Annotated in this window: 11 protein-coding genes; 6 read left to right on the top strand and 5 right to left on the bottom strand. The window is 71.1% G+C overall.

Translation table 11 applies throughout. The annotated features are described in order from the left end of the window. The first annotated feature begins 132 nt into the window (after positions 1-132). Together AB0J66_RS35340 and htpG are read left to right on the top strand one after the other, a co-directional pair. Positions 133-1,416: a citrate synthase gene (locus AB0J66_RS35340; RefSeq protein ID WP_364670294.1), complete on the top strand. Its 1,284-nt coding sequence runs from the start codon at positions 133-135 to the stop codon at positions 1,414-1,416. Between the two features lie 99 nt (positions 1,417-1,515). Next, entirely contained in the window at positions 1,516-3,348 is a 1,833-nt protein-coding gene (htpG, locus tag AB0J66_RS35345; protein ID WP_364670297.1) for a molecular chaperone HtpG, read from the top strand. Here htpG and AB0J66_RS35350 read toward each other — a convergent pair. After that, positions 3,345-3,935 carry a TetR family transcriptional regulator gene (locus AB0J66_RS35350; RefSeq protein WP_364670300.1) on the bottom strand — a complete coding sequence of 197 codons (591 nt, stop codon included), beginning with the start codon at positions 3,933-3,935 and terminating at the stop codon, positions 3,345-3,347. The two genes, htpG and AB0J66_RS35350, sit on opposite strands and share 4 nt — an antisense overlap. Continuing rightward, positions 3,932-5,416 carry an MFS transporter gene (locus AB0J66_RS35355; RefSeq protein ID WP_364670303.1) on the bottom strand — a complete coding sequence of 495 codons (1,485 nt, stop codon included), beginning with the start codon at positions 5,414-5,416 and terminating at the stop codon, positions 3,932-3,934. Before AB0J66_RS35355 ends, AB0J66_RS35350 begins: the two co-directional genes overlap by 4 nt. A 134-nt stretch (positions 5,417-5,550) precedes the next feature. On the opposite strand from AB0J66_RS35355, the gene AB0J66_RS35360 reads away from it, so the two are divergent. Both AB0J66_RS35360 and AB0J66_RS35365 read left to right on the top strand, forming a co-directional pair. After that, positions 5,551-5,706, top strand: a complete 156-nt coding sequence (locus AB0J66_RS35360; protein WP_364670306.1) for a hypothetical protein — start codon at positions 5,551-5,553, stop codon at positions 5,704-5,706. Continuing rightward, positions 5,706-6,053 carry an EVE domain-containing protein gene (locus AB0J66_RS35365; protein WP_364670309.1) on the top strand — a complete coding sequence of 116 codons (348 nt, stop codon included), beginning with the start codon at positions 5,706-5,708 and terminating at the stop codon, positions 6,051-6,053. Before AB0J66_RS35360 ends, AB0J66_RS35365 begins: the two co-directional genes overlap by 1 nt. Positions 6,054-6,055: 2 nt before the next feature. Here the strand turns inward: AB0J66_RS35365 and AB0J66_RS35370 are convergent, their stop codons facing one another. Beyond that, positions 6,056-7,684, bottom strand: coding sequence for an FUSC family protein (locus AB0J66_RS35370; RefSeq protein ID WP_364670312.1), 1,629 nt, complete (start codon positions 7,682-7,684; stop codon positions 6,056-6,058). A 59-nt stretch (positions 7,685-7,743) separates the two neighbouring features. On the opposite strand from AB0J66_RS35370, the gene AB0J66_RS35375 reads away from it, so the two are divergent. Then, entirely contained in the window at positions 7,744-9,165 is a 1,422-nt protein-coding gene (locus tag AB0J66_RS35375) for a gluconate:H+ symporter (RefSeq protein ID WP_364670315.1), read from the top strand. 8 nt (positions 9,166-9,173) lie between these two features. Here the strand turns inward: AB0J66_RS35375 and AB0J66_RS35380 are convergent, their stop codons facing one another. After that, complete coding sequence (locus AB0J66_RS35380; protein ID WP_364670318.1) at positions 9,174-9,608, bottom strand: hypothetical protein; 435 nt, start codon at positions 9,606-9,608, stop codon at positions 9,174-9,176. Positions 9,609-9,750: 142 nt separating this feature from the next. Between AB0J66_RS35380 and AB0J66_RS35385 the strand changes: the two genes are divergently transcribed. Beyond that, positions 9,751-11,508 (top strand): LamG-like jellyroll fold domain-containing protein, encoded by a 1,758-nt coding sequence (locus tag AB0J66_RS35385; RefSeq protein ID WP_364670321.1) that lies wholly within the window; start codon positions 9,751-9,753, stop codon positions 11,506-11,508. 4 nt (positions 11,509-11,512) lie between these two features. On the opposite strand, the gene AB0J66_RS35390 is transcribed toward AB0J66_RS35385, so the two are convergent. Continuing rightward, positions 11,513-12,844, bottom strand: a complete 1,332-nt coding sequence (locus AB0J66_RS35390) for a serine/threonine-protein kinase (protein ID WP_364670324.1) — start codon at positions 12,842-12,844, stop codon at positions 11,513-11,515. Between the last annotated feature and the right edge of the window lie 17 nt (positions 12,845-12,861).

A 12,861-nucleotide genomic window follows, 5' to 3' on the forward strand; every position in this document is an offset into this window, starting at 1 on the left:
TTATCTATGCAGGAACGCCACTCTTCGTGATCAATCCCTCAGCAGGGAGCCGCCTGATGACCCATTCAGGTTGAGGGTTTACGGTAAACGACAAAATTCGTAGGACATCTGCCGGTGAAGCGAGGGAAATACATGACGGATGTCAAGCTCGACCATCCCGGCGGGCAACTGTCGATGTCGGTACGTGAGGCGGTCGAGGGCCCGGGTGGCATCGACGTCAGCGCCCTCCTCAAGGAGACCGGCTATGTGACCCTCGACCAGGGTTTCGTCAACACTGCCTCCACCACCTCGGCGATCACCTACATCGACGGTGACGCCGGGATCCTCCGCTACCGCGGCTACCCGATCGAGCAGCTGGCGGAGAAGTCCACCTTCCTGGAGGTCTCGTACCTCCTGATGCACGACGCGCTGCCGACGCCGCAGCAGCTCAAGGAGTTCGGCGACAAGATCCGGGTGCACACCCTCCTGCAGGAGGAGATGCGGGCCTTCTTCTCCGGCTTCCCGCGCGACGCGCACCCGATGGCCGTGCTCTCCTCCGCGGTGACCGCGCTGTCGACGTTCTACCAGGACGCGCTCGACCCGCTCGACGCCGAGCAGGTCGAGATCTCGGGCATCCGCCTGATGGCGAAGCTTCCGACGATCGCCGCATACGCGTACAAGAGGTCCATCGGCCACCCGCTGCCGTACCCGGACAACACCCTCGACTACGTCGAGAACTTCCTGCGGATGACCTTCGGGCTGCCCACCGTGCAGTACGACGTGGACCCGAAGATCGCCAAGATCCTCGACATGCTGTTCATCCTGCACGCCGACCACGAGCAGAACTGCTCCACGTCGACCGTGCGCCTGGTCGGCTCGGCCCAGGCCAACCTGTTCGCGTCGGTCTCCGCCGGCATCAACGCCCTCTCCGGCCCGCTGCACGGCGGCGCCAACGCGGCCGTGCTCGAGATGCTCGAGCAGATCCGCAAGGAGGGCGGCGACGTCAACTCGTTCGTCACCCGGGTGAAGAACAAGGAAAAGGGCGTCAAGCTCATGGGCTTCGGCCACCGGGTCTACAAGAATTACGACCCGCGGGCCGCCATCGTCAAGAAGGCCGCCCAGGAGATGCTCTCCACGCTCGACAAGCCCGACCCGCTGCTGGAGCTCGCGTTCCAGCTCGAGGAGATCGCGCTCAGCGACGACTACTTCGTCTCGCGCAAGCTCTACCCGAACGTGGACTTCTACACCGGCCTGATCTACAAGGCCATGGGCTTCCCGACCAAGATGTTCACCGTGCTCTTCGCGCTGGGCCGCCTGCCCGGCTGGATCGCCCAGTGGACCGAGATGATGAACGACCCGGCCAACAAGATCGGCCGGCCCCGGCAGCTCTACACGGGCTCGCCCGAGCGTGAGTTCGTCGCGATCGACAAGCGCTGAGCCTCGCACTGACGACAACGCCCCGTCCGGCCGATGCCGGGCGGGGCGTTCGTCATACGATCGAGCTTCCACCAACTTCACAGGGAGAGTAAGAGAGCGATGGAGACGTTGGAGTTCCAGGCCGAGGCCCGGCAGCTGCTCCAGTTGATGGTCCACTCGATCTATTCGAACAAGGACATCTTCCTGCGGGAGCTGATCTCGAACGCCTCGGACGCGCTGGACAAGCTGCGCCTGGCCACGCTGCAGGACGGTCTCGAGGCGGACGCCTCCGACCTGCACATCGAGATCGAGGCCGACAAAGAGGCCCGCACGCTGACCGTGCGCGACAACGGCATCGGCATGACCCGCGAGGAAGTCGTCGACCTGATCGGCACGATCGCCAAGTCGGGCACGGCCGAGCTGCTGCGCAAGCTCAAGGAGGCCAAGGAGAGCCCCGAGCTGATCGGCCAGTTCGGCGTCGGCTTCTACTCGACCTTCATGGTGGCCGACAAGGTCACCCTGGTGACGCGCAAGGCGGGCACCGAGGGCCACGGCACCCGTTGGGAGTCGGCCGGCGAGGGCACCTTCACCATCGACGACGCGCCTGACGCGCCGGTCGGCACCACGGTCACCGTCCACCTGCGGCCGAAGGACGAGGAGGACGCTCTCTACGACTACACCGACGAGTGGAAGATCAAGGAGATCGTCAAGAAGTACTCGGACTTCATCTCGTTCCCGATCAAGATGGGCGACGAGACGCTCAACTCCATGAAGGCGCTCTGGGCGCGGCCGCGCTCGGAGGTGTCCGACGAGGAGTACAACGAGTTCTACCGGCACATCAGCCACGACTGGTCCGAGCCGCTCGAGATCATCAACATGCGGGCCGAGGGCACCTTCGAGTACGAGGCTCTGCTGTTCATCCCGTCCCGGGCCCCGTTCGACCTGTTCCAGCGCGACTCGGCCCGCGGGCTGCAGCTCTACGTCAAGCGCGTCTTCATCATGGACGACAGCCGTGAGCTGATCCCCGACTACCTGCGCTTCGTCAAGGGTGTGGTCGACGCGGCCGACCTGTCGCTGAACATCTCCCGGGAGATCCTCCAGCAGGACCGGCACATCCAGATGATCCGCCGCCGGCTGGTCAAGAAGGTGCTGTCGACCATCAAGGACCTGCTCAACAACAACCCGGAGAAGTACGCGACGTTCTGGCGCGAGTTCGGCCGGGCGGTCAAGGAGGGCCTGCTCAACGACCAGGACAATCAGAAGGCGATCCTGGACGTGGCCACCTTCGCCTCCACCGCCGGCAGCGAGCCGACCACGCTGGCCGCCTACATCGAGCGGATGAAGGAGGGTCAGGAGGAGATCTACTTCCTGACCGGCGAGTCGCGCTCGCAGGTCGAGAACTCGCCGCACATGGAGGCCTTCCGCGACCAGGGGTACGAGGTGCTGATCCTCACCGACCCGGTCGACGAGATCTGGGTCGAGGCCGTGCCCGACTACGACGGCAAGAAGCTGCAGTCCATCGCGCGCGGCTCGGTCGACCTGCCTTCGGACTCCGCCAAGAAGGAGGAGCCGGAGGGTGACTTCGGCCCGCTGCTCGGGTTCCTCAAGGAGCGTCTGGAGGAGCAGGTCAAGGACGTACGGCTGTCGCACCGGCTCACCACCAGCGCGGCCTGCCTGGTCAGCGACGCCGACGACATCACACCGACGCTGGAGAAGATGTACCGGGCGATGGGCCAGGAGGGGCCGCGGGTCAAGCGGATCCTCGAGCTGAACCCGAACCACCCGCTGGTCAGCGGTCTGCGCACGGCCCACGAGCGGGACGCTGCGGACGAGGCCCTGCCGGAGACGGCCGAGCTGCTGTACGGCACCGCGCTGCTGGCCGAGGGCGGCGACCTGGAGGACCCGGCCCGCTTCGCCAAGCTGCTGGCCGACCGCCTGGCCCGGACCGTCTAGAAGCCGTCGAGGCTGCGCTTGAGGGCGCTCAAGGCGCCCTCGATCCGCTCGAAGTCGTGCGCCTGGAAGCCGGCCCCGGGCGGGGCGGCGGCCAGGATGATGCCGACCAGGGCGCCCGCGACCACGCGGGCGTCCTCGTCGGCGGCCGGCCGGCCCTCGCGCTCGGCGATGAGCTCGGCCAGCATGCCCACCGCGGCCACGGTCTGCTGCTGCTGACGGCTGCGCAGCTCGGGCACCGTCTCGATCAGGCGCTGGCGGCGGCGCTCGGCCGCCCACTCCGGTTCGGAGAGGTTGGCGAACACGTCGCGCATGCCGAGCAGGATCGCCCGGACCACGGGCACCTCCGGCGGCTGGGCCCGGATCGCCGCGACGATCAGCGGGTCGTAGTCGTCGGTCAGGACCGTGTCTTCCTTGGTCGGGAAGTAGCGGAAGAACGTGCTCGGCGAGACCTCGGCCGCCTCGGCGATCTGCTCGACGGTCGTGGTTGCGTACCCCTGCTCCTCGAAGAGCCGCATCGCGGCCGTCCTGATCGCCGCCCGGGTCCGGAGCTTCTTACGCTCGCGCAGGCCGAGCGGCTGTGAGGTCATAAAGTCGATTCTGCCAAAGCCGTCTCGCTGACCTCGGCCGGTGGCCGCGGGGTGCGGGCCGGGAGGACGAGCAGCGCCAGCACGACGCCGACGGCCGCGATCGCCCCCGTGACCAGCAGCGAGTCGTTCATGCCGTGGACGAAGGCGCGCTGTACGTCACCCAGCAAGTTGCCCGCCACCTGAACACCCGACGAGACGCTCTCCCGGGCCGCCTCGGGCGCCGCGGCGGGCAGGGCGTCCCGGTAACCCGCGTTGACCACCGTGCCCAGCACGGCCACACCGATCGCGCCGCCGACCTGGCGCATCGCCTGGATCACGGCGTTGCCGACGCCGGCCCGCGACGGGTCGAGGGCGCCCAGCGCCGCGTTCATCGAGGGCGGCAAGGTGAGGCCGAGCCCGACCCCGGCCAGCGTGATCCACACGGCCACGTACCCGTAGCCGGTGTCCACCTCCGTGCGGGTGCCCAGGAACGACGCCACCGCGATCAAGGCGAGACCGCTCCCGATGATCATCTTGGTGTTGGCGAACTTCCCCGCCACCCGGGCGCCGACCAGGAGGCCGCCGATCACCGGCAGCAGCCGCAGGCCCGAGCCGAACGCGTCGTGGCCGCCCACCGCCGCGAAGAACTGCGGCAGCGTGAAGAGCAGACCCAGCATGCCGAAACTGGCGACCGTGGCCAGCACGGTGCCGCCGGTGAAGGCCCGGTTGCGGAACAGCGCGAGCTCGATGAGCGGGCTCTTCGCCTGGCGCTGCCACCACACGAAGGCGCCGAGCAGCACCAGGCCGCCCGCGATGGTGACGAGGGACCGGGCGTCGGACCAGCCGCGGTCGCCGGCCTCGATGATGCCGTACGTCAGGGCGACCAGGCCGGTGGCGGACAGGACGATGCCGAGCGGGTCGAGGCGGCCACCCGTGCCCCGCGACTCGGGCATCCAGAACAGCAGCGCGACCACGCCGATCACCACGACCGGCACGTTGATCAGGAAGACCGAGCCCCACCAGAAGTTGTCGAGCAGCCAGCCGCCCAGCAGCGGGCCGAGCGGGATGCCGAGGGCGCTCGCGGTGACCCAGATCGACATGGCCCGGGGCCGCGACTCGGCGTCGAAGAGCGTGGTCAGCACCGCGCCCGACATCGGCATGATCACGGCCGCGCCCAGACCGAGCGCGGCCCGGGCGGCGATCAGCTGACCTGAGCCCTGGGCGTAGGCGCAGGCGATCGAGGCCGCGCCGAACAGCACGAGCGCGCCGATGAGCATGCGCTTGCGGCCGAGCCGGTCGCCGAGCAGGCCCGCGGGCAGCAGGACCGCCGCCAGGACCAGCAGATAGGCGGAGGTGAACCACTGGAGGTCACCGGTGGAGGCGGACAGATCCCGCGACAGGGTGGGCAGCGCGACGCTGAGCACGGTGGTGTCCAGGCCGACGGCCAGGGTGCTCAGGGCCAGCGCGGCCAGCGCGTACCAGCGCGAAGTGGAAGTAACCATGTTTTGACAGTAGCTCTCACTTAGTAGTGACTGTCAAGTCGTTGGGATGAGCGCCGCGCGGGTGATGATGCGGGAAAAGCGTGCGGGGACGTGCCACGATCATGTAAGGCCACGTCAGGAAGGGAACCGATCTCGTGAAGAAGGCCCTCGGCTGGATCGTGCTCATCCTGATCATCTTCTATATCGGCACCAACCCCGGGCCGGCGGCGGACATCGCACAGGGACTCGGGGACGGCATCGCCGAGGTGTTCCGCAACGTCGGGGTGTTCTTCCGGGAGATCGCCACCTGATGGCGCACTGGCTGCTGCAGCACAACCCGGCGCGAGGGCACTGCGGCGACGGCGACTGGGTGATCCGCCGCTACCGCGACCGGATCGCGGCCGGCGACGACGTGGCCCTGTGGCACAGCGGCCGGGCGGGCGGGGTGGCCGCGATCGGCAAGGTCGTTTCCGGACCCCACGAAAGCGCTGGTGGGACGGCGGTCGGGGTGCGGTTCGAGCGCTGGTTCCCCGTTGCGCGCGAGGAGCTCCAGCGCGATCCCCGCTTCCACGACGCGCTGATCCTGCGCATGCCGGCCGGCGGCAACCCGTTCCCCGTCGAGCCGGATCAGTGGCAGGCCATCTCCGAGCGTGGTTGAGGCTATGCGGCGGACGGCTGCGGGTTCGGTGGGTTGCGGTGGGAGAGGGCGGCCAAGGAAGCGCGGGCGGACTGCTCGGCCTCGAGGACGCGGGCGGTGACCTCGGGCTGGAGGCCGGGCTCGCCGGCGGCCACGTCGTAGGCCTCGCGGAGGGTGGCGACCAGCAGGGCCAGGCGGCGGGCCTCGAGCATGGGGTCGGCGGGGCCGCGGCGGAGGGTGCCGGTGCCGGTCTCGACGGCGGTGATGGCCTCGTCGAGGTGGCGGTTGGCGGCGCGGTTGCGGACGAGCAGGGCGGCCGCCAGGCCCAGGAGGCTGCCGAGGACGGTCTGGACCAGACGGTCGCCGATCAGATCCAGCGGCGGGGTCTGGTGGCCCAGCTCGCCGACCAGCAGGGCCAGGGGAGTGATGGCCAGCATGGCCAGGCCGTAATTGCGGATGACCAGCAGCTCGGCGATGACCTGGGCCAGGACGATGCCGGCGACCATGACCCACGGGCCGCCGGGCACGGAGACGACCGCGCCCGCGATGATCAGGCCGAGGATCGTGCCACCGGCCCGCTGGATGGCCTTCTGAGAGGACAGGCGCAGCGAGGCCGTCTGCAGGACGGCCACCGCGGAGACGGCCGCCCAATAAGGGTGACTGAGACCGGTGACGTGGACCAGGACGCCCGCGGCGGCGCCGGCGATCAGCGCGCCGAAAGCGACCCGGGCCGCGGCCGGCCACAGCGGGCGGCGCGGAGCGCCCGGGCCCGGGGCCGGGAGGTCGCGTAGCAGCAGGGCGGCCAGGCGGCGTTCGGCGATGCGGGCGTTCTCGGCCGGGGTGGCGGCCAGATGGGGGAGAGGGCCGCGCGGGGCGACCTGGGCGGCCAGGGCCCGGAGGTGGGCGGCGGCCTCGGCCGTGTGCCCGTGCATGCCGCTGAGCTCGGTCTCGGCGTGCGCGACAAGAACCTCCTCATCGTGCAGCTCGCCGCCCGGCGTGGCGACGGCGCGCCAGGCGCGGTCGACGGCCAGGGCGGCCTGCTGGCGGGACTGGAGGCCGGCGGGGCCGTCGGGGGCGGTGTGCAGGGCGGCCGCGGCGCGCAGGGCCCGGGCGATGGCCAGGCGGCGCGGGCCGGCCGGGCTGACCAGGGCCCCGGACATGACGATGAGCCAGGCCACGACGGCCGCGGCGGCGGTCAGGGCGGCGTTGCGGGGCACCGACGAGGCGGTGGCGGGCAGGGCGGCGGCCACGGCGGCGGCGAAGGTGAACATCAGGCCGGCCGGCGGGCCCACCCGGTAGCGGTTGCAGAGCAGGGTGGCCACCCCGCCGACCAGGGCGATCACCACGACGCCGACGATCTCCGGGTGCGGCGCGAGGGCGGCCAGCGTTCCGACCGTCACGCACAGGACCAGGCCGGCACCGCTCGCCGTGAGGGTGATCGCGCGGCGGCGGTAGGGCTCGTCCCGGCCGTACAGCGCCGTGAAGGCCCCGAAGGTGGCGGCGCCGGCCCACTCCGTACGCCCGGAGGCGACCAGGACGACCAGCGGGACCGCCACCGCGAGGCCCGCGCGCAGCGCGAAAGCCCACGCCGCGTCGGCCGGGCGGACCCGGACGGCGGCGCGCAGATCACTCGTGACGGGAGAGCGGCTCACCAGGCTCGACCTTACCCAGTCAAGATTGAAAACGACTCACCTTGGGTAACCGCGCGGGCATGACGTCCCTCGCCGCCGAGGCCATCACGGACGCCGGGACCACGCAGCTGGTCCTGGCCGCCGTGCTCGGGATCATCGCCGTGGTCCTGTTGATCGCCTGGGCCAAATGGCATCCGTTCCTCGCGCTGATCATCGGCTCGGGCGTGCTCGGCATCGTCGCCGGCGCCTCGGCCGAGTCCACCATCAAGTCGTTCACGGCCGGGCTGGGCAGCACCACCGGCAGCGTCGGTGTGCTGATCGCGCTCGGGGCCATGATCGGCGCCCTGCTGGCCGACTCCGGCGGGGCCGACGGCATCGTGAACCGGATCGTCAACAGCGTCTCCGGCTCGGCCCTGCCGTGGGCCATGGCCGGGGTCGCCGCGCTGATCGGCCTGCCGCTGTTCTTCGAGGTCGGCGTCGTGCTGCTGGTGCCGATCGTGCTGCTGGTGGCCCGGCGTACGGACATCGGCCTGCTCCGGCTCGGCATCCCCGCCCTGGCCGGCCTCTCCGTGCTGCACGGCCTGGTGCCGCCGCACCCGGGCCCGCTGGTCGCGATCTCCAACCTGAACGCCGACCTGGGCCTCACGCTGCTGTTCGGCATCATCTGCGCGATCCCGACGGTGATCGTGGCCGGCCCGGTCTTCGGCAACTGGATCGCCAAGCGGGTCCCGCTGCCGGTGCCCGCCCTGGCCGCGACCGGCGGGGGCCAGAGCGTCTCGGCCAACGACGACCTCGGCGACGTGGTCGAGGACGACGGCAAGCCGCGGCCCACCCGCAACCCCGGCTTCTGGCCGGCCGTGCTCACCGTGCTGGTGCCGATCGTCCTCATGCTGGCCCGGGCGATCGCCGAGCTGACCATGGATGAGGGCTCCGGCCTGCGTAACGCGCTGGAGACCATCGGCGAGCCGATCGTCGCCCTGCTGGCCGGCGTGCTGATCGCGATGTACACGCTGGGCAAGCGGGCCGGTTTCAACCGGCAGCAGACCTCGGCCGTGGTCGGCGGCGCCCTGCCGCCGGTGGCCGGCATCCTGCTCATCGTGGCCGCCGGTGGTGGCTTCAAGCAGGTGCTGGTCGACGCCGGCGTGGGCAACGTGGTGGCCGACGCCGCTCAGGACGCGAACATCAACGCGCTGGTGCTGGGCTTCCTGGTCGCGGTCGGCATCCGGGTCGCCACCGGCTCGGCCACGGTCGCGACGATCACCGCCGCCGGCATCGTGGCTCCGCTGGCCACCACCCTGGAGAGGCCCGAGGTGGCGCTGCTGGCGCTGGCCATCGGCAGCGGCTCGCTCTTCTTCTCGCACGTCAACGACGCCGGGTTCTGGCTGGTCAAGGAGTATTTCGGGATGACCGTGGGCCAGACCATCAAGACCTGGTCGGTGATGGAGACGATCATCTCGGTGGTGGGCTTCGCCTGCGTGATGATCCTCAGCATCTTCGTCTGAGGCCTTCTTCAGGCGTCGCAGTTCCCGTCGAGTTTCTGGCCGACGGTCTGGAAGTCGCCCTTGAGGTACGCGGTGGGGTCGCTCTGCTGGGCCCCACCCTTCAGGTCGCTCGAGATGTCCTGCAGCGCCGTCTTCAATGACGCGTCGGTCGTGCGGGTGACCTCGGCGTCGACCTCGGCCGCCATGTCGGTGAAGGTCTGCTTGATGTTCGCCTTGGCCTCGTCGGAGGAGCTCGCCGCGTACTGGGCCACCTTCAGCGCGCCCTCGGTCAGGGTCTTGTAGACCGCCGAGCACACGTACTTGGGCACGCCGGCCGACTCCGAGGGCGTCGGGTTGATGCTGATCGGGGCGGGCACGGCCCCGGGCGCGAGGTCGACCTCGCAGCCGGCGGCCAGGGCCGCCGTCGCCAGCAGCGGCAGCAGGGCGAGGTGGCGTCGCGGCACAGCATTCTCCCTCGTCGATTCCCGTACGCAGGAAGCATAGTGTCCGCCGTCACGCGCGCCACCCGGCCGCCGCCGCATCCTCGCGCGAAAAGCGTAGTTAACGACCAATGTGCGCAACCTCCGAAAAAGTGCCCTCCTCGCGGTGGCCGGGGTCGTCGTCGCGGCCGGCGCCGCCCTCGCCGGGGTGGTCACCTCCGAGCCGTCCGCCGCCCCCTCCTTCAACGGCCCGGTCTACGCGGTCGTCTACCGCGGCGACAACGTCTACGTGGGAGGGAACTTCACCACCGCGATCGTCAACGGCCGCAACGTCGCGCGGAACCGGCTGGCCGCCTTCAACGCCCGCACCGGCACGCTGCTCGACTGGTCGCCCAGCGCCGACGCGAACGTCCGGGCCCTGGCCGTCGCCGGTGACGTGATCTACGCGGCCGGCGACTTCGACACGGTGAACGGCGAGCCCCGCGACGCGGTGGCCGGGATCGGCGCCACCAGCGGCCAGCTCACCTCGATGCGGCACTCGGTCACCGGCCAGCCGAACGCCCTGGCCACCGGCAACGGCCGGCTCTACCTGGCCGGCCGGCTCTCCGCCGTGGACGGGGTGCCGCGGGCCAACGTGGCCGCCTTCGCGCTGGCTGGCGGGGCGCTGGACCCGTGGGCGCCGGCCACCGACGACACGGTCAACGCCCTGGCCGTCACCGCCGACCGGGTCTACCTGGGCGGGCGTTTCCACCGCACGAACAAGGTGAGCTCGACGATCCGGCTCTCCGCGGTCGACCCGGCGACGGGCGTGACCGACCCGTCGTTCGTACCGAAGCCGGTCTCGCAGGTCTTCGCCCTCGCGGCCGACGCCTCCGGGGTCTACGCCGCGCTGGGCGGGCAGGGCGGGCGGGCCGTCGCCTACACCAGGACCGGGGCGACGCGCTGGACCCGGGTCTTCGACGGCGACGCCCAGGCCGTCGCCGTGCTCGACGGCATCACCTACGTCGGCGGGCACTTCGACAAGGCGTGCACGACCGGCAACAACGGCGCCCGGGGCGTCTGCACCGACGGCTCGGTGCCGCGCGGCAAGCTGGCCGCCGTGGACGCCCAGGGCAACCTGCTCGAGTGGGCGCCGCAGGCCAACGGGGTGGCCGGCACCCGGCAGATCGCCACCAGCCCGGCCCTCGGCTCGATCAGCGCGGTCGGCGACTTCACCATGGTCAACGCGGTCACCCGCAAACGCTACGTGGCCTTCACCGGCATGACCCCGCGTGAGAAGGCCGGGCCCACGACCGGCCCGGTCGCGTCGTACAACTTCGACACGACGATCGCCGACGGCACCTTCGACGACGGCTCCGGCCACGGCCACCTGCTGCGCGCGGTCATGCGCGACGGCGGCAAGGTGGCGATGACCCCACACGCCGCCGGCCAGGCCCTCTCCTTCCCGCCCGGCTGCGCCGGCGAGGCCTGTCCCAAGCTGGTGCTCCAGGCCGCCGACACCGCCGACCTCAACCCCGGCGACAAACCCTTGCGGTACGGGGCCACGGTGCGCGCGGGCACGTCCAGGACCAGCCAGAACATCCTGCAGAAGGGCGTCGCCGGGGCCGGCGGGCAGTACAAGCTGCAGATGGACGGGGCCACCGGCAAGCCCAGCTGCGTGCTCACCGGCCGGGACGGCGGCGCCTCCTACGTGGCTCGCAGCCGCGAGTCGATCCTGGACGACGACTGGCACATCCTCGAGTGCCGCCGCACCGGCCCCACCCTGGCCGTCGTCGTCGACGACCGGGTGCAGGCCACCTCGGCCGTCCCGGAGAGCTTGTCCATCGTGTCCGGTCAGCCGTTCAGCCTGGGCGGCAAGGGCGTCGGCCGGAACAACGACCAGTTCCACGGGTCGCTCGACGACGTCTGGATCCACATCGGCTGACGCCTCACGGCGGGGTGGACGCGTTCTCCTCGGGCTGCTGGCCGTCGCCCGGCGGCTCCTCGCCGCCGCCCCCGTCGTCGCCGTCCGGCGGCGGGGGAGTGTCGCTGGTGCCCGGATCCGGTGGTGGTGTCACCGTGGTCGACGGGGTGGTGCTCGGCGTGGTCGAGGGCGACTCCGACGGCGTGGTGCGCGTGGTGGTCGTTCCCGGCGCCGGCTGCTGCGAACGGGAGCTGGTCGGGTTCGACGTCCGCTGCGGGGCCCGGGTGGTCGTCTTGGGCGGGGCGTCGCCCGTGCCGGCCGAGGCCGGCGAGGTGGCCGACGGCTGGGTGCCGGGTGGGGTGTTCTTGTCGTCCGGCCAGGTCAGGGCCAGCGCCACGCCGGCCGCGGCCAGGACCAGCACCGCCGCGGCGGCCAGCACCCACGGCGTACGGCTGGTCTTGCGGCCGGCGCCGCCGGGCAGCACGGTCGTGGTCGGCGGCGGTGGAGCGATGGCGGCCAGCACCGTGGTCGTGTCGACGCCGGCCAGGATCTGATCGGCCGCGTCGGCCATCGCGGCCGCCGACGGGAAACGGTCGGCCGGCCGCTTGGCCAGGGCCCGCATGACCAGCGCCTGGACCGCCGGCGGGACGTCGTCCGGCAGCGGCGGCGGCGGATCGTTGAGGTGCTGCATGGCGATCGCGACCGGGTTGTCGCCGAGGAACGGCGGGTTGCCGGCCAGGCAGTGGTAGGCGACCGCACCCAGCGCGTAGACGTCCACGGCCGGGGTGATCGGCTCCTTCGACACCTGCTCGGGCGCGATGTACATGGCCGTGCCGACCACCTCGCCGGCCGCGGTCATCGTGGCCGTGTCGGCCTGCCGGGCGACCCCGAAGTCGACCAGCACCACCGTGCCGTCCGGCTTGATGATCAGGTTGCCGGGCTTGACGTCGCGGTGCACGATGCCGGCCTGGTGGGCCGCCTCCAGCGCGCGCCCGGCCTGCGACACCACCGACAGCGTCTCGTCCACGCTGAGCCGCCCGCGCGCGGCGATCCGCTGGTTGAGCGCCTCGCCGTCGACCCGGGCCATGACGATGAACGCGTCGGTGCCGGCCTCGGTCGCGCCGAAGTCGTACACGTCGGCCACGCCCGGGTGGTGCAGGGCGGCCATGGCCCGCGCCTCGTTGCGGAAGCGCGTCTGGAAGTTGGGATCACTGGCCCGGTCGGCGTGCAGCGTCTTGACGGCGACGTCGCGGCCGAGCACCGTGTCGGTGCCCCGCCAGACCTCGCCCATGCCCCCGGCCGCGATCCTCTCGTCGAGACGGTAGCGACCCCCGTACATCTCTCCTGGAGACGGCATAGCCCTCCTCTACCCGA

This window comes from Actinoplanes sp. NPDC049598 (assembly GCF_040675435.1).
Classification (GTDB): Bacteria; Actinomycetota; Actinomycetes; order Mycobacteriales; family Micromonosporaceae; genus Actinoplanes.

Excerpts from the sequence above, each read along its gene's own strand:
- AB0J66_RS35340 (WP_364670294.1), top strand. The coding sequence starts at position 133 with ATGACGGATGTCAAGCTCGACCATCCCGGCGGGCAACTGTCGATGTCG.
- htpG (WP_364670297.1), top strand. The coding sequence starts at position 1,516 with ATGGAGACGTTGGAGTTCCAGGCCGAGGCCCGGCAGCTGCTCCAGTTG.
- AB0J66_RS35350 (WP_364670300.1), bottom strand. The coding sequence starts at position 3,935 with ATGACCTCACAGCCGCTCGGCCTGCGCGAGCGTAAGAAGCTCCGGACC.
- AB0J66_RS35355 (WP_364670303.1), bottom strand. The coding sequence starts at position 5,416 with ATGGTTACTTCCACTTCGCGCTGGTACGCGCTGGCCGCGCTGGCCCTG.
- AB0J66_RS35365 (WP_364670309.1), top strand. The coding sequence starts at position 5,706 with ATGGCGCACTGGCTGCTGCAGCACAACCCGGCGCGAGGGCACTGCGGC.
- AB0J66_RS35375 (WP_364670315.1), top strand. The coding sequence starts at position 7,744 with ATGACGTCCCTCGCCGCCGAGGCCATCACGGACGCCGGGACCACGCAG.
- AB0J66_RS35390 (WP_364670324.1), bottom strand. The coding sequence starts at position 12,844 with ATGCCGTCTCCAGGAGAGATGTACGGGGGTCGCTACCGTCTCGACGAG.